We start from the raw sequence: 22,762 nt of genomic DNA on the forward strand, positions 1-22,762 counted from the left end.
ACGCTGGATGACGCTGCGCCAGTCGGTGCCCGAGGCCGTCAGCGGCGCACCCGCGCGCGGCCGAATACCTGCTCGCACAGCACCACATAGTCGCCCGAGCCGTCGCGCGCGGCCGCGCCGCTGGCGATGGCGGTGCTCAGCGCCGCGCCGAGTCGCGCCTCGCCCAGGCGCGCGGCCAGTTCCGTCAACTGGGCCTGGAACCGGTGCTGCATGTCGGCGATCTGCTGGGCATCGTGTCCGAGCCAGGCATAGCCCTTGTCGTTGTACGCGGCGGCACAGTGCAAGGTCTCGGCCAGATCGCGTTGCAGGTCCTGCAGATCGGTGGGCATCGTCGCGTGCGGGGCGGGGCGGGGCGGGGCGGGAGCACGCACCGCAGATCAGGCGGCGGGCTTTCCGGCGCCCTCCGCGCCCTCGGCATCGCCCAGCGCGTGCTGCACGTACAGGCGCTTGACCAGCACGTAGAGCACCACGGTGAGCGGCGCCGCCAGCACCACGCCCATCGGCCCGAACAGCACGCCGATACCGAACAGCGAGAACAGCAGCAGCGCCGGCGGCAGGTCCACCGCACGCGCCTGGATCAGCGGCTGCAGCACATGGCCTTCGAGTTGCTGCAGCACCACGAACAGCAGCAGCGCGCCCAGCGCCACCTGCGGGCTGACGGTGAAGCCCAGCAGGATCGCCGGGACCGCGGCCACGATCGGGCCGACGATGGGGATGAAGTCCAGCAGCGCGGTCAACAGGCCGATGCCCAGCGCCACCGGCACGCCCAGCAGCCACAGGCCGATGCCGGTCAGGGTGCCGATCACCGCCATCGCCAGCAACTGGCCGGTCAGCCACGCGCGCAGCGCCTGGCCGCTGGCGGTCAGCGCTTCGTCGGCGACGCCGCGACGGTCGCGCGGCAGCAGGTGCAGCAGGCCCTGGCGATACAGCCGCGGCTGCGCGGCCAGGTACAGCCCGCCGACCATCATCAGCACCGCGTCGGTGACGCCGCCGCCGGCCGACAGCACGATGGCGCCGGCATGCGTGGCCAGGGTCGAGGCGCCGTCGCGCAACTGGTCGGGGATGCGCTCGATCTGCGGCCCCAGCGGGCCGGACTGCAGCCAGGCATGGAACTTGTTCCAGGCTGCCGGCAAGGTGGCGCGGAAGGTGTCGATCTGCGCGGCGACCTCGGCGCCGAACAACAGCACGATCGCCGACAGCGCCAGCACCAGCACCAGGATCACCAGCGCCAGCGCCGCCCATTCCGGTAGCGGCAACCATTTGCGCAACAGCGTGGCCAGCCCGTGCAGCAGCACGCCCACCACCACCGCACCGAACACGATCAGCAGCAGCTCCGACAACTGCCAGGCCAGCAGCGCCAGCGCGCCCAGCGCCATGACGACCAGGACCCGCGCCGCGAAGGGACGCAGGGGCGAGGGGGAACTCGGGAGGGAGGCATTCATCGGTGGCGCGGATCCCGATCAGGACAATGAGCGCGGACAGTAGTGATAGCGCAGTGCAGGGCGAGCGAAGATCATGTGCCGCCGGTCGGTGGCGCCAACCCGCCGGTCGGCGTGCACGGGCGATGTCGGCGGGGCTGGTTCGACGCTGACCGGTCGGGCGTCCCGTGCTACCGGCCGGCCAGTCGACCGGCCGGAGCGGGCACTACTGCCCGGCGGGCGGCTGCCAGAGCTCCACCTTGTTGCCTTCCGGGTCGATGACCCAGGCGAAGGCGCCGTATTCGGACTCATCGATGCGGTCCAGCACGTGGCAGCCTTCCTCGCGCAGCGCCGCGACCAGCGCGTGCAGATCGTGCACCCGGTAATTGATCATGAAGGGTGCCGTGCCGGGCGAGAAGTGCGGCTCCTGCGCCGCCGCGCCGATCGACCAGACGGTGGAGCCGGTGACCGGCGCGCCGCTGCCGTCGTTCCAGGCGAAGGCGGTGCCGCCCCAGGCCTGCACGTCGATGCCGAGATGCCGCTGGTACCAGGCCTGCAGCGCGGCCGGGTCCTGTGCCTTGAAGAAGATGCCGCCAATCCCGGTGACGCGCTTCATGGAGCCTCCGCTGGTCCGATGGTGGGCTGGGCGGGCAGGGGCTCGTAACCGTCGCCGCGGCCGCTCAGCCAGCGCAGTCTACGCTTGCCGGTCTCGCCCAGGTACGCCGCGGCGGCCAGCAGCAGCGGATGCCGCAGGTCCGCGTCGATCATCAAGCGCACGTGCCCGTCCACTTCGATGTTCAGGAAATGCGCATGATCCGCATCGTCGTCGTAGCTGCGCGCCAGCAACCGATCGCTGCCGTCGCTGAAGCGGTAGAGGGTGTAGGCATAGTAGTAACCGTACCCGTCGTCGGGCTCGCTGGCGTCCACGTGGTGGGTGATGTCGATGTGCATGCGGATATCGTGTGCCTGTCAGGCCGCCCTCAAGACCACGTGGCCTGTCCCTTCGCTGCCGTTCGCCCAGAGCGTGAAATCGGCGCCCGCCGGGAAGTGGGCAAGTGCGTCAGGCATCAGCAACTGTACCCCTGCGCGGAACGTGACCCCGGGCGCCGGGCTGCCGGTGAAGGTGAGGCGGGCCGACCACTGTTGCTGGTCGATGCAGAGAATGGCGCACCACTGGCCGGAGACGAGCGCAGTCGCCTTGCTTCCTGGTTGCGCAGGATGCAGCAGCAGATCGGCCAGGAAGTGATGCGGAAGGTCATGCATCAGGTCGATGTCCGGTCACGGCTTGCCCCAGCGCTCCTCGACATTGAACAGCACCTCGCAATCGCAGAAGCCTCCGTGCGCACCGAGCCAGGGGATGACCGACTCCGGAGCGACATCCTGGGACGCGAGGAACTGTGTGGTGAGCCGCAAGGAGTGATCGCAGCCATCGGCGAGCGCGTCGTTCAAGTAATCGAACAAGGCCCAGAGCGTTTCCTTCGGAAGGGGAAGCGCAGTCTCTTCGGATGCGCGCGGCTCGGACTGCACCGTTGTGCGGGGCGCGTTGCGACGTTGGGCTTCCGGATTCTCTGTCATTGTCGACTGTCACGGGGAGGACGCTGCGGCGAGGATTGCCATCAGTGTGAAAGCTGAGATTGAAGTACCGCGCCAATGAATCGCTAACCACCCTCAGACACATGATGAACGATGGAAGGATTGTCCTCGCAATTCCTCAAGACGGCATACTTGCCATCCGTCTTGCCAACTAGCGAAATCGGGAAGGACGTGTTGCCGCCATCGACGGAGATTCTGACCTCCATGTCCTGGTTCTCGAATGTCTTGAGCTCTTCGATCAACTGCGCGACCGATTTGCCTCTGGTTGTCCAATCTGGATTGATCATCTGCGAGTGTCAGGTATCGGAGCAGTAGGCACGTGCCGGACAAGCAGTCGGCTTATCCATCATCTCAGCCGCATCGCAATGGGATCATGCATCGGTTCTGTTCTTTGCCGCTAGCCGCTCGATCGCCTTGATCCCAAGACGCATCTTATCTCCCGCTGAAGTGTTTGCAGAATGGACGTGCATCCTCGGCGGGACGAAGGACCGAAGCGCTACCGCCCTCTCGATCCAGAGCACCACGTCGTAGCCTGTTCCGCGCGCATCATCGCCGAGATCGTGGTCCAGGCTGAGTTCCTCCACCTTCCCGGTTTGGAGCAGCGCGATGACGTCATCCGGCCAATAGGCTCTTGTCCATCCATCGGGTGTCTCGCGCTCGTCGTCCAGAAATACACGCATGGCAATCGGCACCTGTCTTCGGGTCGGCGGGTCTGCCCATCGACCCGTACGCGATGAACCTACTACAGTCCGAGCGTCGGCGCGATCTCGCAATGCTGCGAGAAAAGGGCGACGGCGCGCTGCATCAGCCGGCGAATCGCCATAAAATTCAGCACATCCGTAGCAGCGTATGTCGGACGCAAGGCCTTCCGGCGGGGATTGGTGCCGGCGTACTGCATCGTGTTCCGTAGACGGCGGCAGTTCGATACGCGATCGGATACATCACACCTTCAGGCTTGCAAGGGCGATGATGTGTCTGGCCTTCTCGTCACCAAGCGCGCCTACTTCCGCTTCCTGAATGATGCCGCGACGCAAAAGGGCGGTAGTCGTATGTCTGAGCGATTTCGCGCTGCTTTTTGACGGTTTGGTTGACCAGGGGCCATAGAGCGTCCGGCGTGTCGATGCTTGCGGCACTGCGTTTGAACTCTTGGAGGTAGGCTTGGAGTTCGCGTTGAAGCGCGGTGTCGAACAGTGCCTTGGCTGCCTTTTTCGCGGAAGCGCTCCAGGTCATGTCATGCATGGCGGCTTTCTCTTTCCGGGTGCCCAGCTTGTCATGGATCCTGCCAGAGCGGGGCTGGATGTGATAAGGGGTGGCTTGCGCTGGCGATGCCGGTCGGGGTGCATCCGCCGATTGCCGGATGTGGCTTGCGCAATGCAGTTGGCACGATCAGAAGAGTTGCGTTGATTTCCAGGTAGAACACCCAGGACCGTCAGTCGCTCTGATTCCAGGCCTTGATGGCCAGGGTGACGCGCTGGCGAGTCTCGGCATCCACTTTGCGGGCGAGATACGGCGACCGGCTGCCCAGTACCCCTGGCGCGGTCCATTGCACCTGTTCGGCGAGCTGCACGATGACATCGCGCCCGAGCGCGTGGTACTGCGCCGCTTCTTCCTCGTTCAACGCCATGGTCCATGCGTAGCCGACCGGCCCATGGCTGCAGTTGACGTCGAGCAGGAGCGTGTCGTCGTCGCGCAGTAGAAACCAGGCCTGCGGCGAATGATCCTCTACCTGCATGACGTGCCCATCCGTTGCGCAAGGACGATACGCCGCGTCCCGTCGCTCCAAGCTACTCGCATGAGGTGACCGCTCCTGTCGATCAGGTCGACGGCTTGTTCTTGCTGTACACGATCTTCTTGCTTCCCGCCGCACAACTGCCGATGACCTTCCGATCCTTGACGTCGGCGTTGTCGACGATGTTCAGCGTGTAGTCCTTGACGCCGTGGGCATCGAGTTTCGCGGTGAGCTCGGCCTTCAACTCCTCGCAGGATCTGCCCGCCGCGAAAGCGGACGAGGAGGCGAAGGCAAGCAGCAGAAGCGCGATGGCTTGTTTCATGATGGCACCGATAGTCGATGAGGGAGAAAGAGGTTGCGGAAAAAAACGTAAGGTGTGGCGGCTTTGGCATGGCGGTCGACCTGGTCGCTCGCGGGAGCCGGGCCGTCGCGCCGAGTGTAGCAAGCGCAGATTGCGTCGACCGCTACCGCCACCGCAGTCGGCGGGCGGCCGGTCCGGACGAGCGGGACACCGACACTGCGACATGGATCATCGCATTCAGGGATCGACCCAGACGCCTGCGTCGTACATCAGCCGCATCGTGTAATTGAGCTGCAGCGTCTGGTTCGGGCCGCAGGCGATCTGCGTGGTCTTGTCCGCCGCTCCAGGTCCGGAGACGGAGATGGACGAAGCGGATCTGAGCGGGTCGAACAGGCTGTACCGGTAGCCGCTGTTGCTGAACTCGATCGATGCGTTTCCGTTGGGAAACGTGTTGTAAGTGAAAAGCCCCGTCGGCGGCTTTTTCTCCGCAGGGTACTGCAGCACCAGCTTGCCGCCATCCGACGCTCGGTACTGCAGGTAGCCCGAGGTCCGGTTGAGCGCCTTCGACGAGCATAGTGAAAACTCTCGCTTGCGTGTCTGGCACGTCCACAGGGTGAGTTCGTCCTTGCCGCACAGCGGGCTGTGCTGGTATTCGCTCTCGGACTCCTGCAGTGTCGCTTGGCTGATGGATGGCATTGGCTCAGACGCTGGTGCTGCGAGCGGCAGGCTCGTCAAGGTCGCTGTCATTGCGATGCTTGCCATTGCCTTCTTCATTTTTTTCCTCCTGCGGCAGACCATGTCAAGGGAGGGTGGGTGTGTGAACGACGGCGTTGTCCTACTGTGGTGCGCAGGAGGGTTAGCGTGGATGCGGGGTCCTCGCGAGTAGGATCAGAGCCCGATCAGCCAGCCTGCCGGGATCTCTCAAGTAAATCGTAGGGGCATGGGTGATCGCAATGGTAGTCGCCGCCTGCATTGGTGAGAGCTGGCTAAGCGGCTTGCCGAATTAGCGGTATGCAAAGCTGCGCAGCCCATTGTCGATGCCGTTGTGGGAAAGGATGCAGTAAAGCCCGTACATTGCGAACTGTCGAAGTGCATCGGTAGGAGGATGCTCCAAAGTGCGTTGCGCACCTGCCCCTTACCTTGTGTCAGGTCCGGGTGGACACGTGAAACGACCGCGCGCGCTGCATGCGAGAAGGGGGGGGGGCGTATTGGCGTCGATTAGTTAACGGATCGTCTGGGGAGAAGAGGAATCCTCGGGGGTGGCGTGGGCGAGTGCATCGCGGATCAGAGCCAAATGCGGTCGGATCGCTAGCGCATCGTAGGCAGCGAATACCATACGCGTTGCCAGAATGAGTAGCGCCGTTCCTGTTCCTAGGTAATTGATGACTTCAGCATGGGTGTCAATCAGGTATCGGTGGGCATAGGCGGATGGATGCTTGGTGGGCGCGCAGCTATTGCATTCGGCGTTGATCGGCGACGGGCTGGAACAACCGGCCAACGAGCAAGCCGAAACCTGTGGAGGTGAGCAGTTGTAGTCATTCCAGTCTGAAAAGTACGGTCGGTTCGGGTGGCGAAAGCGCCGCGACCACAGCTGCTTGGGCGGCGCAAGCGACACGGTAGAGGTGGGCATGCGCGAGGCGGTGCTGTGCCGCGCGCTGCGCCAGGTGCCCGAACAGCGCGGCGCATAGCAGGAGGGAGAGGATGGTTCCGGCATTGACCAATCCTCCGAGGTCGAAGATGCCGCTAAAAAAACCAACGTCGCAAGCAACGACAACCGCGCGAATTGCCGCATCGAGGCGACCTCATGCAGCGCATCCTCCGTCGATGTGGGGAGAATTGTTCAGAGCTTCACTAGCTGATGAGATGCTGCTTCAACTTTGCCGACGGTACGTGGTATGGGCGCTAACGTGGAAGTAAAGCGCAGCCGGAGCAATGCGGAGAGAACCACAAGCGCAGCTTGTGGCCGTCCGGCCCGACTGTAGGTTTAGGCTTCAACAGGGAACCCACAGTTTGGTGGCTCGTCAACCATGAGGTAAGGCCAGTCCGATCGTTTTGGCAATGCGGCCCGCGCCTTTGCGACCTGATCCTCAGTGAGAAACATTCCGCTCAGATCGTTGCCACCATAGAAGGCATAGAAACGGACGTTCGAATTTTCGAGGCTTCGATTGACAACGTCGAACAGCGCAATCGATGCCCTCGTCCAGCCCTCGCCTCTCTCGCCGTTTTCGGACCAAATTGTGTAGACCTGTTCCCCGGCTCTTGCCCTGAAGCTTCCATCTCATTCCTCAAACTCCTCTATCGCGGCAATAGGATCTGCGGCGAACTGAAGAATCTCTGGCAACAGCTTCTCGTAGGCGGCAGCGAGACCACCCTCTGCAAGCTCCTCGGCGTCGAGGTGAACCATTTTGTCGTAGTCCAATGGATCCACAAGCTGCACGGCTTGGTGAGGCCGAACCCAAAGGTGCAAGATACTTCTGAGCAAACGTGAAAGGAACGTCTTCATGTTGGCCTTACGCCTGAACTAAGCCGGGATCGCGAGGCGGCGTCGGCTTGAATGAATTGTTAGGCATCATACCCTGGAACCCAAGGATGCGACTGGATAGCCGCGATTTGCCCGTCTGACAGAAGCAGCCAAAGATCGAGTGCATGTTGCGGCGAGGGAAGCTGCATGTGCCAGGGCCCTTCACCGGTCTCAACGTTCTCAAGAACCACGAGGCCGCTACTGAATACGCTCGCGCACCATCCCGACTCGTGACTAAGCGAAACGTCCGGGTGTTCGGGATCCGGCATGACCAAGGAGCTTAGAAGCAATGACATTGCCGCCGCATTTGGCGAGGCGAATGTCCTTCCCATTCTGTCGTAAGCGAAGTAGCTCATATTGGTCCTAACGACTGAAGTCACTAACAGAGCCTAGTTGAGCACAGATTCGCATGTGGCAACATTGGCCGCATGGCCCGCCGCAAAGAGACCCGCCGCGCTGTGGAAGCGCATCGAACCGCTGATCCCATCAGTAACGCCTTCGCCCAAAGGAAGGCGGCCTCGCGTCAGCGATCAGCAGGCCCTCAACGGCATCGTCTATGTCCTGCGTACCGGCATCCCATGGGAAGAACTTCCCCTGGATTTGGGCTACGGCAGCGGCATGACCTGTTGGCGCCGGTTGCGCGACTGGCAGGCCGCCGGCGTCTGGCATCGCCTGCATCAGGTCCTGCTGTCCGAATTGCGGCGAGCCGACAAGCTGGACCTGAGCCGAGCCAGCCTGGACGCGGCCAGTGTGGCCTCCCCCCCCCCCCGCCCCGGGGGGGGGGGCGAACACCGGGCCGAACCCGACCGATCGCGGCAAACTCGGCACCAAGCGGCATCTTCAGTGAGCGAGATGGAAATTGAACGAATAGCGTTTAGGTCGGGCATTGATCATCATATTTTCAAAGAAACGCTGTTTGGGCCTTGGCGCCTGAGTTAATTCGCGCCGAAGGCGTCGGCTTGAATGATTGGTTAGGTTGCGCCCGCGGCAAGATCGTACGGAAATGTCTTTCTGGTGACCACTTTCATGCCGCTGATACTCTCGATCTGCCGGCTGCCCTGGGATCGCCACACAGTGCGCGCGCCAGTCCATTGATGCATTACTTCCGATGAATCCCATACTAGTGACTCCAAAAGGCTCTCGTAGGCCACTATCCATTCCTCCTCTAGATCCCAAAATTCTTTGTAGTAGGCGGCGAAGTGGATGAGATGGCCGTAGTAACTATGTCCGCGATGGTTTGGTAACAACGAGAACATGGGCCTGACTAGCAAAGATCCTGTATCGCCAAGACCTTCAAGCACCCTTCTGTTATGGGCCTCGACGTCAGTCTCCGAGCGGAAGCAGTGGATGTAGCCGTTCACAATGCTGGACATTGGGGGTGCAACCTTACGCCTAAGTTAAGACGCACCGCGGAGCGGGGTCGGCTTGAATGAATAGTTAGACGGTCGTGCCAGGAGGTGGTGAGCAAGAAGCGTGCTCCCCAGCACTTGCGCCAATAGCCGAGCATGCCACAAATAGCGGTATTGGGGCTCGCCCGAGATGCTGGCCGCTGGATGTGACCGAAACCATAGGCAATGAGCGCAGCAGAGCAACGAAGCTGGATGACCAAGTAGCGGGCGATCCGATGGCGGTAGACGTGAGGATTGCGAACCGAGGCCGACCGCTGAAGCGCTATCGCTGTCACCGATGGCGTAAGTCGCGCCGCACGCACAACACTACCGCCTAACACCTGAGTTGGCGGCTTCGTGAAGCGGCGCCGGCTTGAATAAATTTTTAGGCCCCGTAACAACGCAAAACAATACGCCACAAACGAGACCGATAAAGCCGCCAGCTGCGAAATTGGCAAGATAGGGCTGTGAGCCAACGCCTAGAAGCATGAGACTGCCCGGCAGCGAAAATGTTCCGGCTATGAAAGCACCAGCGCATACACTGAGCCAGCTCAAATAGCCAGCGCACCGAAGCCACGTGACGTAGGGTAAGCCGAGAGCGGCCATCGCTCCATATGCGATGGGTAGACCGAAAGAAAAATAGATTACAACGGCAATGGGCCAATCCTTGAGCCCTGGCAGCCCTTCCCGCACTAGAGCGGACGCCAGCGAGTACAGCAAGAATGCCACTGGTGCCCCGAGAGGAGCGATAAGTGCACCGAACAGGATCGATCTTTTGGTCTGCAGTGAGTTCATGCCAACGGCCTAACACTGGAAATAAGCCGCGTGCCGTAGGCACGTCGGCTTAATTGACTGGTTAGGCCGGGATGGCCCAACGAAGATGGCGCGCCGAACTAATACGTCGACGACCGTGTTGTCTGGTGCTGCGTCCGATACAGGGCCTGCCACGTTGACCATTCGATGAGGTGACACAGCCAAGTGTCAGCCGGCGATGTGGTGGATGCAAACGCGGCTCCAACACCAAGCCAATGCCAGCCGCCTAACGCTTGAATTAAGCCGCCCGCCGCTGGCGTAGCCAGTGGACGGTCGGCTTGGATGAATTGTTAGGGCGCGGCCACGCCACCACCTATCTGAGTTGAACTGTTCGGGAATGAGGTCATCGCCTCCTGGGTCTGAGTAGCCACGCTCAGCGAGTTCTTTGTACCACTCGGACGGTAGCGAAGACGGAAGGTCCTTGCCGCACCAAGGGCAAAACCGCAGGACGGTCGACGTGTAGCCATCGTATGAAACCGGGGGGACGTCGGAACCTGGATCCATTGCTCTTCATCCATTGCCCTTCGGATCAGACTATCCCTAGAGAAATAGGATCAGAAGCCGGGGTTGGGGCCGAATTTGACATTCTGGCACGCGAGCGATGGGAAGCCGATATAGAATTCTTCGCTGGTTTCACCTAACGACTTGCACATCGGCATGGATGAATCGGTCTTCTTGCTTGTGATCGTTAGTTTCCATGCTGCGTGGGCACCAGCACTTGCCAGCGTGTAGCTGCTGACGATGCCGCATAGCACGGACGGGGGCGATACTGCAATCCAAGTGTTGTCAGCGGTCTTACGAAACTTGACCTCCTGGCCGTCTGATGAGACGCCAAGTACACATTGCTCTGGGCCGCCACCAAGCACCTTGCGCTGGAGCTCGTCTCCCTTGACCAAATTGATCCTCGCGAGCCGGCAACCGAACTCGTCGTCCTCGCGTGTGCCATCGCAGAGCCCGATGATCTGCGACACCGAATTGGTGTCTTCCTTTAGCACTGAAAAGCGTATTGGCCTTGCGGCGGGCGGCCCTGCATATGCCATTCCCACAGTGAGGAACGCCGTCAACAGCATAATCGCGGTGAGCTTCATCGTGGCCCGTCTTCCCTGGAGCTTAAGCCGAGTTGCGAAGCAACTTCGGCTTGACTGAGTTGTTAGGCAGTAAGTGGCCCCAAAGGTTGGATTGTGCAACCCTGCTCCCCAGCACTGCCGCCTGGACCAAGTGTGCCACAGCCTGCGGGATGGAGCTTGCCCAGCGACGCACCGATGCGTGCTGCCACCGAATCCAAGTGCAACGAGCGTAGCGTGGGAATGACGGGTAAGGGCAAAGCACCGAACTTACTGCAACCAGCAACGGTAACAGCGACTTGCCGGAACCGACCGCCGGCATGCCAGCCAACCGACGAAGCCCGACCCACCAGCTGATTTGCTCCACCACCGCCTAACGCCTGAATTAAGCCGCGCCGCGAAGTGGCGTCGGCTTGAATGAACTGTTAGGTGCCATACTGGAGCACTTTACGGCTCAATGTCCACGTTTAGCTCGGCGCGCTGATTGAGCGAGTTCTCCTCCCGTTTGCCAGCGATCGGGCGAGTGGACCCGTACTCGGTTAGAGCAATGACACAAAGCGGATCCACGCCAGCGGCTAGCAGGAACATGTATAGGAGAAGCGCTCGACGTTGGGCGAGATAGCGGCACTCTTGCCCGGAACACTCATACTGATCAGTATGGCCCGCAATCTCGAACCTGACGTCCGGGTGGCGCTTGATTAGCTCGACAGAGCGATTCAAGTTGGCAATTTGGTCTGCCCCAGTTGCAGCCTCGTCGATCGTCTCACCCTTGATGGGATGGCCGGCCTTGAAGAAAGCACCATACAGGTCGAGTGAAGAACTGCATGCAGCGCCGGAATATCCACCGAGCAGAGCTGTCGATAGCAGGATTGAGAGGAGCTTGGACATGTCACCTAACGCTGGAAATAAGCCGCGTGCCGTAGGCACGTCGGCTTGATTGACTGGTTAGGCCAGGATGGCCCAACGAAGGTGGGGCGCCGGAACGAGGTGCCGACGACCGTATTGTCTGGTGCTGCGTCCGATGCAGGGCTTGCCACGTTGACCATCCGTTGAGGTGACCTGCCAAGTGTCAGGCGGCGCGGTGGTTGGTGCAACCGGAAGCGCCAAGCCAAAGAAGAAGCCACACGCCTAACGCTTGAGACAAGCCGCATGCCGTAGGCATGTCGGCTTGATTGAATTGTTAGGCCGCGGCGCGCCGGAACTCAATGACATAGTTCTCTCCGGATACGTCAGCGACCCTCCCCACGAGATCGTCCCGCACGGCAAAGGTCTTGGGAATCTTGCTCCCATCTTCGCCGCGCTGTACACGATCCGGCTCCAGTGCGCGAGCAAGCACTAAGCGGACCACAGCGCCAGTGTCAAAGGCACGAACGACGTTGGTGCGAAATTCCGTATTGCCGGGACCTGACCAGCGATCAAAGCGGTCGCCGAATGCCAAGATGTTTGGCCCGTAGCCTTTGATGTGGTGATGATTCCAGAGGCTCACTACCAACGTGTCGTCATCGACCCACGAGCTCACGGACCAGTTGACGTTCTTGAGTGTGGCCCCGTAACGCCGGAATGCTTCAGAGATACCAAGCTTCATAAGCAGCCTAACACCTGAGTTAAGCCGCGCCGAGAAGCGGCGTCGGCTTGAATGAATTGTTAGGGCGCACCCGCTGCTTCACCCCTGATGGATATCTATCACGTGCCGAGGCTGGAACCATAGCTCCATGCCAGCCTGCAGCCGGTCTGTGCAGTGCGGGTCGTTATCTAGCGCGCCCCGGTACCAGCCCGCCTGGCACTCCAAGACCTCTACCCACATGCGCTCGCCGTGCTCGACCTTCTCGCCGGACGCGTCAGGGCCCAGGATGTAGAACCGGAGCTTAGCTATGTCGCCGGGTGCGAGCCCACGGCGGGCTTCTGCATGCGGGATCCAGAACGACTCCGGGCTCTCGGCATGGGCCTCTTCGCCGTCCGATAGCCACCAGCCGTCGTGTTCTCTTGTAGCGAGTCGCGGTGTGCTCACCTGGGCGCCCTAACGCCTGAATTAAGCCGCGCCGCGAAGCGGCGTCGGCTTGAATGAATTGTTAGGCGCCAAGCCCGGGTTCTCCGCGGTAGGGCGCCAAAAGAAGGTTGTGCACGTTGTTCAAGCGAGTCAGAAGGCCAGAAATTGAACTACTACGGGTTGATAGTTGTTTGGACAGCGCCTGAAGTTCCTCCGAACTGCACGGCTGTCGCCGGAACATGACCAGCGAAGCCTGATGGGCAACATAGTCTCGATGAGGAATCTCGGCTTGGAGATCTTTGACAAGCTGAGAGTCTGAGCATGTCTTTGCGAAGACCTTCAGGAGTGTGCCAAGCGCTGCGTTGTCATAGTCGCTGCCCGTGAAGCCGAAGTGTAAGTCGCGACCCAAGCGATGCTTGGCGATGTTGAAGTAGTTACGCAAGTAAGTCTTTAGCAGTGCCTCGATAAGCTGGTAGCCGCCAAGCGTCAAGTTGGCGATCTCTTGATAGCTCTTTACTTCAAAATCCCGATCTGCGTCCATGGCGCCTAATGCTTGAATTAAGCCGCGCCGCGAAGCGACGTCGGCTTGAATGAGTTGTTAGGCCGACGACGGACGCGACCAGAGTAGAGATTGAATGTATGCCGAACTGGAGCCATCCCAGCCGCAGATGGCACATTGCCCTGAAATGAACTCATGTGGACACTTTGGAGTGCCATACAGGATATGAGCGCACTCTGGACAAAGCGATGACATGCTTGAAGCCGTTGCGATGTATCGGCTCCCGCATTCATCGCACTTCCCAGAAGTTCTTTCCATTGCGGCCTAACTACTATTTGGACGGCCCAAAAGCGGTGATGCCCCAAGTATCAACCAACGCCAGACGTCTGCAAAGCGGGAAATTCCCGCCCTGCATCAATGACTTGCCTGATTTTGGCCGGGGCTCCGTGCGCCAATGCTGGCTACGTTATCCGACGTTCGAACTGTCGTGTGAGTTACACCCGTGACGATGAAGGCGTAACGGCGCATCAACCGCCGAGGTTGCTGGAGGAAATGCCTCACCCCTCCAACATCGCCTTGTCCCGCACCGCCCCCTTGTCCGCACTGGTCGCCAGCAACGCGTAGGCCTTCAACGCCGTACTGACCTTGCGCGGGCGCGGCTCCGCTGGCTTCCAGCCACGGGCGTCCTGGTCGGCGCGGCGCGTGGCCAGTTCCGCGTCGGAGACCAGCAGGTCGATGCGGCGCTGGGGGATGTCGATGCGGATGCGGTCGCCGTCGCGGACCAGGCCGATGGCGCCGCCCGCCGCCGCTTCCGGCGAGGCGTGGCCGATCGACAGGCCGGAGGTGCCGCCGGAGAAGCGGCCGTCGGTGAGCAGGGCGCATTGCTTGCCCAGGCCCTTGGACTTCAGGTACGAGGTCGGGTACAGCATCTCCTGCATGCCGGGGCCGCCCTTGGGGCCTTCGTAGCGGATCACCACGACGTCGCCGGCCTGCACCTCGTCGGCGAGGATGCCCTTCACCGCGGCGTCCTGGCTTTCGAACACCTTGGCGTTGCCCTCGAACACGTGGATGGATTCGTCCACGCCGGCGGTCTTCACCACGCAGCCGTCCTCGGCGATGTTGCCGTATAGCACCGCCAGGCCGCCCTCCTGCGAGTAGGCGTGGGCGACGTCGCGGATGCAGCCGCTGGCGCGGTCGGCGTCCAGGCTCGGCCAGCGCGTGGCCTGGCTGAAGGCGACCTGGGTGGGGATGCCGGCCGGCCCGGCCTGGTAGAACGTCTGCACCGCGGGGTCGTCGCTCTCGGTGATGTCCCACTGCGCGATGGCGTCGGCCAGGGTGCGGCTGTGCACGGTGGCCTGGTCGGTGTGCAGCAGGCCGCCGCGCGCCAGTTCGCCGAGGATGGCGACGATGCCGCCGGCGCGGTGCACGTCCTCGATGTGGTACTTCTGCGTGTTCGGCGCCACCTTGCACAGCTGCGGCACGCGCTTGGACAGGCGGTCGATGTCGCGCAGGGTGAACGGCACCTCGGCTTCCTGCGCGGCGGCGAGCAGGTGCAGGATGGTGTTGGTGGAGCCGCCCATCGCGATGTCCAGGGTCATCGCGTTCTCGAACGCCTCGAAGGTGGCGATGCCGCGCGGCAGCGCGCGCGGGTCTTCGGCGCCGTACCAGCGGTGGCACAGTTCCACCGCGGTGCGGCCGGCCTTGAGGAACAGTTGCTCGCGGTCGGCGTGGGTTGCGACCACGGTGCCGTTGCCGGGCAGGGCCAGGCCCAGCGCTTCGGTCAGGCAGTTCATCGAGTTGGCGGTGAACATGCCCGAGCAGGAGCCGCAGGTGGGGCAGGCGCTGCGCTCGAACGCGGCGACCTTCTCGTCGGAGGCGGTGGGATCGGCGGCGATCACCATCGCGTCGATCAGGTCCAGGTTGTGGTCGGCGAGCTTGGTCTTGCCGGCTTCCATCGGCCCGCCGGAGACGAACACGGTGGGGATGTTGAGGCGCAGGGCGGCCATCAGCATGCCGGGGGTGATCTTGTCGCAGTTGGAGATGCACACCAGCGCGTCGGCGCAGTGCGCGTTGACCATGTACTCCACCGAGTCGGCGATGATCTCGCGGCTCGGCAGCGAGTACAGCATGCCGTCGTGGCCCATGGCGATGCCGTCGTCCACGGCGATGGTGTCGAACTCCTTGGCCACGCCGCCGACGCGCTCGATCTCGCGCGCGACCAGTTGCCCGAGATCCTTCAGGTGCACGTGGCCGGGCACGAACTGGGTGAAGGAATTGGCGATGGCGATGATCGGCTTGTGGAAGTCGGCGTCCTGCATGCCGGTGGCGCGCCACAGCGCGCGGGCGCCGGCCATGTTGCGGCCGTGGGTGGAGGTCTTGGAGCGATAGTCGGGCATGGGAGCAGCGAACGAGCGGGCGGGGAGGCTGGCGATGGTGGCGCGATCGGATCGTTGCTGCTGCAACCGTCCTGGACGCCCACCGGTGGGCCGACCACGTTAGCACGCAGGCTGGCGCCGCCGCGCGCCGCCCGGGAGTGCGGAGCGGGTCGCAGACCTGCCTGCCTGCGCTTGGCAGACTGCGGTGGCCGGTGCGTCAGGGGGCGTAGGCCCGGCTCGCCCATCATGACCACAGGAGGTGTCCATGCTCCGGCATGTGCGTTCGTCGTCTTCCGCTGTTTCCTCCCCCATCCCGTCCCTTGTGTCCACCCCTGCCGATCCGGGCCGCCGCAGCGTGCTGCGCGCCGGTGTCGGCATCGCCGCCGGCGCCGCGCTCTGGGGCCTTGGCGGCCAGGCCCGCGCCGCGGGCACGTTGCCGTTCGCCGGCCTCAACCTGTCCGGATTGGCGTCCAACAACTTCGTCGACAACGCCGTCATCGACCGGCACTACCGCGACATCAGCGACCAGCACATCGCCGCCGCCGGCGCCTGCCCGCTGTTCCGCCTGCCCACCACCGCCGCACGCTTCAGTACCGGCCAGGGCATGCCGCTCAACGCCACGTATTGCGACCAAGTCGAGAAAGTGCTGAACCGGCTCGCGCAGCGCGGCAAGGTGGCGATCCTGGAGTTGCACGACTACATGCGCCTGCCGATCAAGGTCGCGAGCAAGTCCGGTTACCGGCGCGATGGCGCCGGCCAGCTGATCGGGCCGGACGGCCGCGCGGTCGCCGATCCGGCCGACCAATCGGTGTGGAACGGGACCTACCGCAGAGGCAATTTCCTGTACCTGGCCTACTTCGATCCTGCCGACAACCTGCTCAAGCTCTACGAATATCGCGTGATCGGCACGCCGGGCTGCACGCTGTACAACGCTGCCGGCCTACCGGATCTGTGGAGCCGCATCGTGCAGCGTTTCCGCTCGCATCCGGCGATCTTCGGCTGGGGCCTGATGAACGAGCCCTACCAGGGACCGGAGCGCTATGCCGACGGCAGCACGCTGGTGATGGCCGACCACTGGCTGCGCACCGCCACCGCCACCGCGGCGCGCATCTTCGATTTCGACCGATCGCATTACGTGTTCGTTTGCGGCAACGAATACGCCAGCGCCCGCCGGTGGAAAGAGGCGTCCAACAATCTGGACACGATTCCCGACCCGTACGACCGCATCGTCTACGAGGCGCACAACTATCTGGACGACGAGGGCCGCGGAGGCGGTGCTTGGACCAATCGCAATGAAAACGTTGCGCCGGACACCGGCATCGAGATGGTCAAGCCATTCATCGACTGGCTGGGATACCGAGGCAAGCGCGGCTTTCTCGGCGAGCACGGCTATCCGGCCGGCAATGCCAGCGCGGAATTGGCGACAAAGCGCATGCTCGCGCACCTGCAGGCCAACAACATCCCCAGCACGCAGTGGTGCTTCGGCCCCGGTTGGCCGGACAACGACGTGCTGGGCATGAGCCGCGACGTCGGCATGGACATCCAGGTCAAGTCCAATATCGCCGCGGTGCAGCCGTACTTCGATGCGCGCCTGTCCAGCTACGTGCCGCCGCCGCCGAAGAGCTGACGCGTCGCGCGTGCGTCCGCGGTGATGCCCAACCGCCGGCCGCGGGTTTCCGCGGCCGGCGGAACCGGGCATCATCGTGGTTGGACTCAGGAAGACGTTGCCATGAAAAGGTCGAAGACGACCGCCTTGTTGCTGATGAGCGCTGCGCCGCTGCTGTTCACCGCCTGCGGGCGCGAGCCAGAGGCCAAGGCCCAGGAAGGCCTGTACACCTCGGTGGACGCCTGCGTGGCGCAGACCCACGACATCGCGACCTGCCGCGAGGCCTTCGCGCAGGCGCAGAAGCAGGCGGCCGAGCAGGGGCCCAAGTACGCCAGCCGCGAGCAGTGCGCGCAGGACTATGCGCAGGATCGCTGCGTGGAGCAGCGCGACAGCCACGGCCATTCCTTCATCGGGCCGATGATGACCGGCTTCTTCCTGTCGCAGATGCTCAACAACAACCGCGCTGCCGGGTTCAATGCCGCGCCCGCCTACCAGGACCGGCAGAACCAGTGGCAGCGGCCGGCGTCCTATTCCGGCGGTGCCGGTGCGGCGGCCGCCAGCGGCACGATGCTGCGCGGCAACCAGACCATGACCCATATCGGCGCCACGCCGAACCGGGCGGTCACCGTCAGCCGCGGCGGTTTCGGCGAATCCGCCGGTGGGCGCGGCTTCGGTAGTTGAGTCCGGCTTTTCCCTCATCGCACGAGACCCCGCATGAAACGCATCGCGATCGTCGAGCGCGGCGACTGGCGCGCCCAGGCCGCGGAGTACGGTTTCCGCTTCCACACCATCGACGGCCAGCGCTACTGGGACGAACGCGCCTACTACGCGTTCAACCTGCGCCAGATCGAGCGCGATCTGGAAGATCCCAGCGCCGAACTGCACGCGATGGCGATGGGCCTGCTCGACGAGATCGTCGCCAGCGAGGCGCTGATGCAGCGGCTGGCGATCCCGCCGGCGTTCCGCGACTGGATCGCCGACAGCTGGCGGCGCCGCGAGCCGCATCTGTACGGGCGCCTGGACCTGGCCTACGACGGCCGCGGCCCGGCCAAGCTCTACGAACTCAACTACGACACGCCGACCTCGCTGTTCGAGTCGGCGTTCTTCCAGTGGCAGTGGCTGGAGGACCAGCGCGCGCAGGGCCGCCTGCCGGATGACGCCGACCAGTTCAACTCCATCCACGAAGCCTTGCTGGAGCGCTTCGCCGCGCTCGCCGGCGGGCTGCCGCCGCCGCTGTACTTCGCCGCGGTGCGCGATTCGGAAGAGGACCAGGGCACGGTCGCCTATCTGCGCGACTGCGCCGCGCAGGCCGGCGTCGGCGGCGAGCTGATCGCGATCGAGGACATCGGCCTGTCCAGCGACGGCCGCTATACCGATCTGGACGATACGGTGATCGGCGCGCTGTTCAAGCTGTATCCGCTGGAGGACATGTTCGCCGAGCGTTTCGGCCAGGCGCTGCCGGGATCGGGCCTGCGCCTGCTGGAGCCGCCGTGGAAGGCGCTGCTCAGCAACAAGGGCATCCTGCCGCTGCTGTGGGAGCGCCATCGCGGCCATCCGAACCTGCTGCCGGCCGCATTCGACGACGGCACCACGTTGCCGCCGGGCTGGGTGCGCAAGCCGCTGCATTCGCGCGAGGGCGCCAACATCGTGCTGCACCTGGACGATGGCCGCGTGCTGGAGAGCGACGGCCCCTATGCCGGGCCCTACATCCGCCAGCAGGCGCATCCGCTGCCGGCGTTCGAGGGGCGCTACCCGATGGTCGGCAGCTGGATCGTCGGCGACCGCGCCTGCGGCATCGGCATTCGCGAGGACGATGGCCCGATCACCCGCGACAGCGCGCGGTTCCTGCCGCACGCCATCGTCGAGGACGCGCGGCCGGGTGTGCTGTATGCGTGAGTCGCTATTGCGCGCCGACGCGGCGTCGCCTGGCGCGCCGCGCCGGCATCGCAACGACGGAACACCCTTGGCTGCCTACGCGGACCAGGTGGCGGTGCGCTGCCATCGCTGCGGCACGCCGGGCTGGGTGCTGGCGCAATGGGAGCCGTATCGCTGGCAGGCGCGATTCCGTTGTGGGCAGTGCGCTACTGGGCTGGACAGCGACGCCGATGACTGGGTGGGAGCCGTGCAATTGGAAGGCCATCGCGCCTGCGGCCATTGCGGACACAAGTGGGTGCGGGTCCGTGCGACGTCGACCGGTGCAACCCCGGTGCCCGCGAACTTGCCCGGGCGTTGCGCGCATTGCGGGAAAAGCAGCGCGGTGGCCGTCACCACGTACCGCATGTGCGACGGATCGCCCAGCGATCCGCATTTCGGCATGCCGCTGGCGCTGGTCGCACCGACCCGCGCCGGTCTGCTGTGGGCCTACAACCCGCGCCACCTGCAGGAGTTGCAGGACTACGTGGCGGCGACGCTGCGCGAACGCCGCGGCCTGTTCGGGCGCTCGATGGTGGCGCGGTTGCCGGCGTGGATGAAGCTGGCGCGGCATCGGCCGCTGATGCTTCGGGCGCTGCAGCGTCTGCAGCAGGCCAGTGCGCAGCTGCCGTCGGTGCCTGCCGCGGCAACGTAGCGGCGGCGTCTGCGGTTTCATTCTTCGCCGTGAATGCGGCCGGCGCAGTCGCGCCACGCGCGACGCATGCGAAATGTCTACGATGTGATACTCGTCACGATTGACCGGGCTTGCCTGTCTGACGAAGATCGACATCGGGGAGTGCTGCGGGGGCCGGCATGTCTGCATCTCGTATTCGCGCCAGAGTGCTGGTGCTGCTGGCGTGCGTCGCAGCCAACTGCAGTGCGTGCGCGGTGGTGACGGTCTCCACCGCGCGAGAGGACGTGGTCGTGCGTGGCCTGTTCGGCGCACGCGTCGCCACGACGGGATTGGCCCCTGTGGCGATCCGTTCGCGCGGGTTGGGAATTTCGCAGACCCCGCGCGCGTGGACGCTGGGCTGGCACGCCGAAACCGCGATCTATGTTCCCCCGGATGCGGACGCGTGCCGCATCGTGCTGATGTCCAATACCGAAGCCGAGGTCCGCCGCCTGCTTGCGATCCTGCAGGCCGGCGGTGGCGATGTGTCTCAGGTCTGCATCGCATCACAGGAGGTGTCACGATGAAAACGTCTCTTGCTTGTTTCTCTGTTCTGCTGTTGGGCGGCTGCGCACATTTGGAGCAGGCGCCGTTGGTCTACGCGTCGAAGACGAGCTTCGGTGTCGATGTTTCCACGGCATCCACCGAAAACCCAGGCATTTCGATGAACCTGGGCTACAAGCAGGTGGATGCGGCCTATGTGCCGGTGGCGGTGGCGAGAAAGTGCAACGACGGCGTTGCCGGTGCCGACTGCAGCAAAAAGGGCTACGAGCTGCTGGTGATCTCCGGCGTCGCCAGAGAGGGCGATTCGGACGCCGACGGGACCAGCGAAGATGCGCGGATCGAAGCGGCCAAGAAGGCATCGACTGACTATGCGAGGGCGTTGTCGGAGGAGACGCTGGCGAAGCAGGCGATGATCGAGGCCGATAGCAAGCTCAAGCAACTGCGCGACAGCTACAGCGCAGCCGCCAAGCGGCAAAGCGCATACGATCAAGCGAAGCTGAAATGGGCGTCGCTGCAGGCAGCGGCGGCGAGCCCGGGCACGGTCGAAGAGGCGGACGTGATCGCCGCGAAGAGCGCCATGGACGCGCTCGCGCCCACTGCCGAAGATCAGGCGATTCTCGCGGGCTTCGCTCAGAGCGAGAACGACCTGCGGCAGAACGCCGCCGCCGTGGCGTCCGAGTACGCCAGCAAGCAAAAAGCGTCGGAGTTGCAGGAAGCCATTCTCAAGTCCGCCAATGCGAAGATCGCGCGCAGCAATCTGGGCGACTCCTATTCCGTCTTTGGCAGCTTCGATGGCACGAGCACCGTCAATGGCAAGGGCTCGGCGTCGATCGGGTTGGGCAAGATGTTCTCGACCGGCGTGGCTGCGCAACGGTTGGCGAGCGGCATATCGACCATGGCCTGCTACGACCTGATCAAGAGCAAGGCACCTGCCGCCGTCGCCGCGGCGGAACTGGAGAAGCTGTTGCAGCACTGCCAGTGAGTGCCGTGGTTTGCGCGGCCGAGCGGTGCGGCGGCGCCGCCGCCGCGCGCTACAGCAACCCGTCGCGCTTCACCGCCAGGTAGCGCTCGATCAGCGCGGCGGGCAGTTCCTCGCCGGTGACGTCGAGCACCATCACGCCGTGGCTGCGCAGTGCGTCGTGCGCGGCGCTGCGCTGCTGCAGGTAGCGCGCCACCGCGCCGGCCTGCACCGCCTGCGGCAGCTCCTGTGCGTCCTCCGCCAGCGCCTGGTCCAGTTCGCGCTCGCGCAGGCTGGCCACGCACACCAGGTGGCGGCGCTGCAGCAGGCGTACGGCGGCCAGCAGGTCTTCGATGTCCTCGTCGCGCACGTTGCTGACCAGCATCACCAGCGCGCGGCGGCGCTGGCGCAGCGACAGTTCGGTGGCCGCGGTCAGATAATCGGTGGCCACCGGCTGCGGCTGCAGGTCGTAGCTGGCGCGCAGCAGCACGTCGACGGTGGCCATGCCGCGTTGCGGCGCCACCCAGCGCGCGTCGCCGCCGCTGGCCATCATGCCCACCGCGTCGCCCTGGCGCAGCGCCAGGTACGACACCACCAGAGCGGCGTTGAGCACATGGTCGAAGTGCGACAGGCCACGCTCGCTGGCCAACATGCGCCGTCCGGTGTCGATCAGCATCAGCAACTGCTGGTTCTTCTCGTCCTGGTACTCGCGCGAGATCAGCTTGCGCGCGCGCGAGGTCGCCTTCCAGTCGATCTGGCGCAGGCTGTCGCCGACCCGGTATTCGCGCATCTGGTGGAAGTCGGTGCCTTCGCCGCGGCGCCGCTTCAGGTGCGCGCCGACCAGGCGCGAAGCCTGTTCGGCGCTGAACAGGGCGAAGCGGGTCAGCGGCGCGAAGTTCGGATACACGCGCACGGTCCGTGCGGACCCGGCCAGACGCTGCTGCCACCACAGGCGCCACGGCGCATGCAGGCGCAGGTGGGTGCCGTCGAAGACGAAGCTGCCGCGCGCGGTCGGACGCAGCTGGTAGCGCACCTGGGTCTGATGCGCGGCGGGCAGGGTCATGCGCTGCGGCAGGCCCTGCAGCTCCCAGCCACTGGGCACCAGGTCGAACAGGTCCACGCGCTGGCGCTGCGCGCTGTCCAGGTGCAGCACCACGTCGCGCTGGACGCCCAGCGGCAGCGCTTCGGGCAGCTCGCGGCGCACCTGCGGCGTCGGCCGGCGCCACAGCCGCCATGCATCCAGCGCCGCGACCAGCGCGATGCCCGCTGCGACCGCCTGCCAGCTCCACAGCGGCAGCCAGCCCAGCGCCACGGCCAGGCCGTACAGCGCCCACAGCGCGAGCAGGGCCAGCAGGAGCGGGGCGGGTCTCATCGCTTGGGGGCCGGGAGTGGGGAATGGGGAATGGGGAATGGGAAAAGCGGCAG

Annotated in this window: 27 protein-coding genes and 1 pseudogene; 7 read left to right on the forward strand and 21 right to left on the reverse strand. The window is 64.0% G+C overall.

Translation table 11 applies throughout. The annotated features are described in order from the left end of the window. Window positions 1-38 precede the first annotated feature (38 nt). The 14 genes from SLW56_RS19420 to SLW56_RS19485 all read right to left on the reverse strand — a co-directional run bounded on the left by SLW56_RS19420 (window position 39) and on the right by SLW56_RS19485 (window position 7,544). Complete coding sequence (locus SLW56_RS19420) at window positions 39-329, reverse strand: hypothetical protein (RefSeq protein WP_295938977.1); 291 nt, start codon at window positions 327-329, stop codon at window positions 39-41. Window positions 330-377: 48 nt separating this feature from the next. Then, window positions 378-1,376, reverse strand: a complete 999-nt coding sequence (locus tag SLW56_RS19425; protein ID WP_043095472.1) for an AI-2E family transporter — start codon at window positions 1,374-1,376, stop codon at window positions 378-380. A 268-nt stretch (window positions 1,377-1,644) separates the two neighbouring features. Continuing rightward, a complete protein-coding gene (locus SLW56_RS19430; protein ID WP_017907682.1) occupies window positions 1,645-2,034 on the reverse strand; it encodes a VOC family protein in 390 nt (129 codons plus the stop codon). Next, window positions 2,031-2,369, reverse strand: coding sequence for a hypothetical protein (locus SLW56_RS19435; RefSeq protein ID WP_152240408.1), 339 nt, complete (start codon window positions 2,367-2,369; stop codon window positions 2,031-2,033). Before SLW56_RS19435 ends, SLW56_RS19430 begins: the two co-directional genes overlap by 4 nt. A gap of 18 nt (window positions 2,370-2,387) precedes the next feature. Beyond that, a complete protein-coding gene (locus SLW56_RS19440) occupies window positions 2,388-2,681 on the reverse strand; it encodes a hypothetical protein (protein WP_152240409.1) in 294 nt (97 codons plus the stop codon). 15 nt (window positions 2,682-2,696) lie between these two features. Beyond that, the gene (locus SLW56_RS19445) at window positions 2,697-2,993 is read right to left on the reverse strand and encodes a DUF2695 domain-containing protein (protein ID WP_226977976.1); all 297 of its coding nucleotides are present in this window, start codon (window positions 2,991-2,993) and stop codon (window positions 2,697-2,699) included. Between the two features lie 389 nt (window positions 2,994-3,382). Then, window positions 3,383-3,691, reverse strand: a complete 309-nt coding sequence (locus SLW56_RS19450) for a cyclic-phosphate processing receiver domain-containing protein (protein ID WP_152240411.1) — start codon at window positions 3,689-3,691, stop codon at window positions 3,383-3,385. A 62-nt stretch (window positions 3,692-3,753) separates the two neighbouring features. Further along, window positions 3,754-3,909: a hypothetical protein gene (locus SLW56_RS19455; RefSeq protein WP_193314261.1), complete on the reverse strand. Its 156-nt coding sequence runs from the start codon at window positions 3,907-3,909 to the stop codon at window positions 3,754-3,756. 89 nt (window positions 3,910-3,998) lie between these two features. Then, on the reverse strand, window positions 3,999-4,250 hold the full coding sequence (locus SLW56_RS19460; RefSeq protein WP_152240412.1) for a hypothetical protein: 252 nt from the start codon (window positions 4,248-4,250) through the stop codon (window positions 3,999-4,001). 190 nt (window positions 4,251-4,440) lie between these two features. Beyond that, a complete protein-coding gene (locus SLW56_RS19465) occupies window positions 4,441-4,743 on the reverse strand; it encodes a hypothetical protein (RefSeq protein ID WP_152240413.1) in 303 nt (100 codons plus the stop codon). Between the two features lie 82 nt (window positions 4,744-4,825). Further along, the gene (locus SLW56_RS19470; RefSeq protein WP_017915150.1) at window positions 4,826-5,062 is read right to left on the reverse strand and encodes a DUF1161 domain-containing protein; all 237 of its coding nucleotides are present in this window, start codon (window positions 5,060-5,062) and stop codon (window positions 4,826-4,828) included. Between the two features lie 216 nt (window positions 5,063-5,278). Beyond that, complete coding sequence (locus SLW56_RS19475; RefSeq protein WP_226978687.1) at window positions 5,279-5,815, reverse strand: hypothetical protein; 537 nt, start codon at window positions 5,813-5,815, stop codon at window positions 5,279-5,281. 448 nt (window positions 5,816-6,263) lie between these two features. After that, window positions 6,264-6,755: a hypothetical protein gene (locus SLW56_RS19480; RefSeq protein ID WP_320695343.1), complete on the reverse strand. Its 492-nt coding sequence runs from the start codon at window positions 6,753-6,755 to the stop codon at window positions 6,264-6,266. A 564-nt stretch (window positions 6,756-7,319) separates the two neighbouring features. Next, the gene (locus tag SLW56_RS19485) at window positions 7,320-7,544 is read right to left on the reverse strand and encodes a hypothetical protein (protein ID WP_320695344.1); all 225 of its coding nucleotides are present in this window, start codon (window positions 7,542-7,544) and stop codon (window positions 7,320-7,322) included. A 446-nt stretch (window positions 7,545-7,990) separates the two neighbouring features. Here SLW56_RS19485 and SLW56_RS19490 point away from each other — a divergent pair. Then, a pseudogene (locus tag SLW56_RS19490) lies at window positions 7,991-8,403 on the forward strand (IS5 family transposase); the annotation flags it as partial. Between the two features lie 130 nt (window positions 8,404-8,533). Here the strand turns inward: SLW56_RS19490 and SLW56_RS19495 are convergent. The 6 genes from SLW56_RS19495 to ilvD form a co-directional block, all read right to left on the reverse strand. Further along, window positions 8,534-8,935 carry a hypothetical protein gene (locus SLW56_RS19495; RefSeq protein ID WP_152237715.1) on the reverse strand — a complete coding sequence of 134 codons (402 nt, stop codon included), beginning with the start codon at window positions 8,933-8,935 and terminating at the stop codon, window positions 8,534-8,536. Window positions 8,936-10,317: 1,382 nt separating this feature from the next. Further along, window positions 10,318-10,851 (reverse strand): hypothetical protein, encoded by a 534-nt coding sequence (locus SLW56_RS19500; protein WP_193312699.1) that lies wholly within the window; start codon window positions 10,849-10,851, stop codon window positions 10,318-10,320. Window positions 10,852-11,274: 423 nt separating this feature from the next. Then, the gene (locus SLW56_RS19505; RefSeq protein ID WP_152237716.1) at window positions 11,275-11,715 is read right to left on the reverse strand and encodes an OmpA family protein; all 441 of its coding nucleotides are present in this window, start codon (window positions 11,713-11,715) and stop codon (window positions 11,275-11,277) included. A gap of 292 nt (window positions 11,716-12,007) precedes the next feature. Further along, window positions 12,008-12,412: a hypothetical protein gene (locus SLW56_RS19510; RefSeq protein ID WP_152237717.1), complete on the reverse strand. Its 405-nt coding sequence runs from the start codon at window positions 12,410-12,412 to the stop codon at window positions 12,008-12,010. Between the two features lie 484 nt (window positions 12,413-12,896). Then, entirely contained in the window at window positions 12,897-13,355 is a 459-nt protein-coding gene (locus SLW56_RS19515; protein WP_152237719.1) for a hypothetical protein, read from the reverse strand. A gap of 515 nt (window positions 13,356-13,870) precedes the next feature. Further along, the gene (gene ilvD, locus SLW56_RS19520; RefSeq protein WP_152237721.1) at window positions 13,871-15,709 is read right to left on the reverse strand and encodes a dihydroxy-acid dehydratase; all 1,839 of its coding nucleotides are present in this window, start codon (window positions 15,707-15,709) and stop codon (window positions 13,871-13,873) included. Window positions 15,710-16,064: 355 nt separating this feature from the next. On the opposite strand from ilvD, the gene SLW56_RS19525 reads away from it, so the two are divergent. The 6 genes from SLW56_RS19525 to SLW56_RS19550 all read left to right on the forward strand — a co-directional run bounded on the left by SLW56_RS19525 (window position 16,065) and on the right by SLW56_RS19550 (window position 21,361). Continuing rightward, window positions 16,065-17,315: a cellulase family glycosylhydrolase gene (locus tag SLW56_RS19525; protein ID WP_226978657.1), complete on the forward strand. Its 1,251-nt coding sequence runs from the start codon at window positions 16,065-16,067 to the stop codon at window positions 17,313-17,315. Window positions 17,316-17,417: 102 nt separating this feature from the next. Beyond that, window positions 17,418-17,975, forward strand: coding sequence for a DUF1190 domain-containing protein (locus SLW56_RS19530; protein WP_026143325.1), 558 nt, complete (start codon window positions 17,418-17,420; stop codon window positions 17,973-17,975). A gap of 33 nt (window positions 17,976-18,008) precedes the next feature. Beyond that, window positions 18,009-19,190, forward strand: a complete 1,182-nt coding sequence (locus SLW56_RS19535) for a glutathionylspermidine synthase family protein (protein WP_295969210.1) — start codon at window positions 18,009-18,011, stop codon at window positions 19,188-19,190. 361 nt (window positions 19,191-19,551) lie between these two features. After that, a complete protein-coding gene (locus SLW56_RS19540) occupies window positions 19,552-19,860 on the forward strand; it encodes a hypothetical protein (RefSeq protein WP_320695345.1) in 309 nt (102 codons plus the stop codon). Between the two features lie 158 nt (window positions 19,861-20,018). Beyond that, window positions 20,019-20,402: a hypothetical protein gene (locus tag SLW56_RS19545; protein WP_225851499.1), complete on the forward strand. Its 384-nt coding sequence runs from the start codon at window positions 20,019-20,021 to the stop codon at window positions 20,400-20,402. Further along, complete coding sequence (locus tag SLW56_RS19550) at window positions 20,399-21,361, forward strand: hypothetical protein (protein WP_226977985.1); 963 nt, start codon at window positions 20,399-20,401, stop codon at window positions 21,359-21,361. The genes SLW56_RS19545 and SLW56_RS19550 overlap by 4 nt, the downstream gene beginning before the upstream one ends. A 49-nt stretch (window positions 21,362-21,410) precedes the next feature. On the opposite strand, the gene SLW56_RS19555 is transcribed toward SLW56_RS19550, so the two are convergent. Further along, window positions 21,411-22,709, reverse strand: a complete 1,299-nt coding sequence (locus tag SLW56_RS19555) for a DUF58 domain-containing protein (protein ID WP_295942636.1) — start codon at window positions 22,707-22,709, stop codon at window positions 21,411-21,413. Window positions 22,710-22,762 lie beyond the last annotated feature (53 nt).

The organism is Xanthomonas sp. LF07-6 (genome assembly GCF_034105445.1).
In the GTDB taxonomy this organism is placed as follows: Bacteria; Pseudomonadota; Gammaproteobacteria; order Xanthomonadales; family Xanthomonadaceae; genus Xanthomonas_A; species Xanthomonas_A sontii.

What these genes read in the sequence shown, in the direction of transcription:
- SLW56_RS19420 (WP_295938977.1), bottom strand. Translation starts at nt 329, where the DNA reads ATGCCCACCGATCTGCAGGACCTGCAACGCGATCTGGCCGAGACCTTG.
- SLW56_RS19425 (WP_043095472.1), bottom strand. Translation starts at nt 1,376, where the DNA reads ATGGCGCTGGGCGCGCTGGCGCTGCTGGCCTGGCAGTTGTCGGAGCTG.
- SLW56_RS19430 (WP_017907682.1), bottom strand. Translation starts at nt 2,034, where the DNA reads ATGAAGCGCGTCACCGGGATTGGCGGCATCTTCTTCAAGGCACAGGAC.
- SLW56_RS19435 (WP_152240408.1), bottom strand. Translation starts at nt 2,369, where the DNA reads ATGCACATCGACATCACCCACCACGTGGACGCCAGCGAGCCCGACGAC.
- SLW56_RS19440 (WP_152240409.1), bottom strand. Translation starts at nt 2,681, where the DNA reads ATGCATGACCTTCCGCATCACTTCCTGGCCGATCTGCTGCTGCATCCT.
- SLW56_RS19445 (WP_226977976.1), bottom strand. Translation starts at nt 2,993, where the DNA reads ATGACAGAGAATCCGGAAGCCCAACGTCGCAACGCGCCCCGCACAACG.
- SLW56_RS19450 (WP_152240411.1), bottom strand. Translation starts at nt 3,691, where the DNA reads ATGCGTGTATTTCTGGACGACGAGCGCGAGACACCCGATGGATGGACA.
- SLW56_RS19455 (WP_193314261.1), bottom strand. Translation starts at nt 3,909, where the DNA reads ATGCAGTACGCCGGCACCAATCCCCGCCGGAAGGCCTTGCGTCCGACA.
- SLW56_RS19460 (WP_152240412.1), bottom strand. Translation starts at nt 4,250, where the DNA reads ATGCATGACATGACCTGGAGCGCTTCCGCGAAAAAGGCAGCCAAGGCA.
- SLW56_RS19465 (WP_152240413.1), bottom strand. Translation starts at nt 4,743, where the DNA reads ATGCAGGTAGAGGATCATTCGCCGCAGGCCTGGTTTCTACTGCGCGAC.
- SLW56_RS19470 (WP_017915150.1), bottom strand. Translation starts at nt 5,062, where the DNA reads ATGAAACAAGCCATCGCGCTTCTGCTGCTTGCCTTCGCCTCCTCGTCC.
- SLW56_RS19475 (WP_226978687.1), bottom strand. Translation starts at nt 5,815, where the DNA reads ATGAAGAAGGCAATGGCAAGCATCGCAATGACAGCGACCTTGACGAGC.
- SLW56_RS19480 (WP_320695343.1), bottom strand. Translation starts at nt 6,755, where the DNA reads ATGCCGGAACCATCCTCTCCCTCCTGCTATGCGCCGCGCTGTTCGGGC.
- SLW56_RS19485 (WP_320695344.1), bottom strand. Translation starts at nt 7,544, where the DNA reads ATGAAGACGTTCCTTTCACGTTTGCTCAGAAGTATCTTGCACCTTTGG.
- SLW56_RS19495 (WP_152237715.1), bottom strand. Translation starts at nt 8,935, where the DNA reads ATGTCCAGCATTGTGAACGGCTACATCCACTGCTTCCGCTCGGAGACT.
- SLW56_RS19500 (WP_193312699.1), bottom strand. Translation starts at nt 10,851, where the DNA reads ATGAAGCTCACCGCGATTATGCTGTTGACGGCGTTCCTCACTGTGGGA.
- SLW56_RS19505 (WP_152237716.1), bottom strand. Translation starts at nt 11,715, where the DNA reads ATGTCCAAGCTCCTCTCAATCCTGCTATCGACAGCTCTGCTCGGTGGA.
- SLW56_RS19510 (WP_152237717.1), bottom strand. Translation starts at nt 12,412, where the DNA reads ATGAAGCTTGGTATCTCTGAAGCATTCCGGCGTTACGGGGCCACACTC.
- SLW56_RS19515 (WP_152237719.1), bottom strand. Translation starts at nt 13,355, where the DNA reads ATGGACGCAGATCGGGATTTTGAAGTAAAGAGCTATCAAGAGATCGCC.
- ilvD (WP_152237721.1), bottom strand. Translation starts at nt 15,709, where the DNA reads ATGCCCGACTATCGCTCCAAGACCTCCACCCACGGCCGCAACATGGCC.
- SLW56_RS19530 (WP_026143325.1), top strand. Translation starts at nt 17,418, where the DNA reads ATGAAAAGGTCGAAGACGACCGCCTTGTTGCTGATGAGCGCTGCGCCG.
- SLW56_RS19535 (WP_295969210.1), top strand. Translation starts at nt 18,009, where the DNA reads ATGAAACGCATCGCGATCGTCGAGCGCGGCGACTGGCGCGCCCAGGCC.
- SLW56_RS19545 (WP_225851499.1), top strand. Translation starts at nt 20,019, where the DNA reads ATGTCTGCATCTCGTATTCGCGCCAGAGTGCTGGTGCTGCTGGCGTGC.
- SLW56_RS19550 (WP_226977985.1), top strand. Translation starts at nt 20,399, where the DNA reads ATGAAAACGTCTCTTGCTTGTTTCTCTGTTCTGCTGTTGGGCGGCTGC.
- SLW56_RS19555 (WP_295942636.1), bottom strand. Translation starts at nt 22,709, where the DNA reads ATGAGACCCGCCCCGCTCCTGCTGGCCCTGCTCGCGCTGTGGGCGCTG.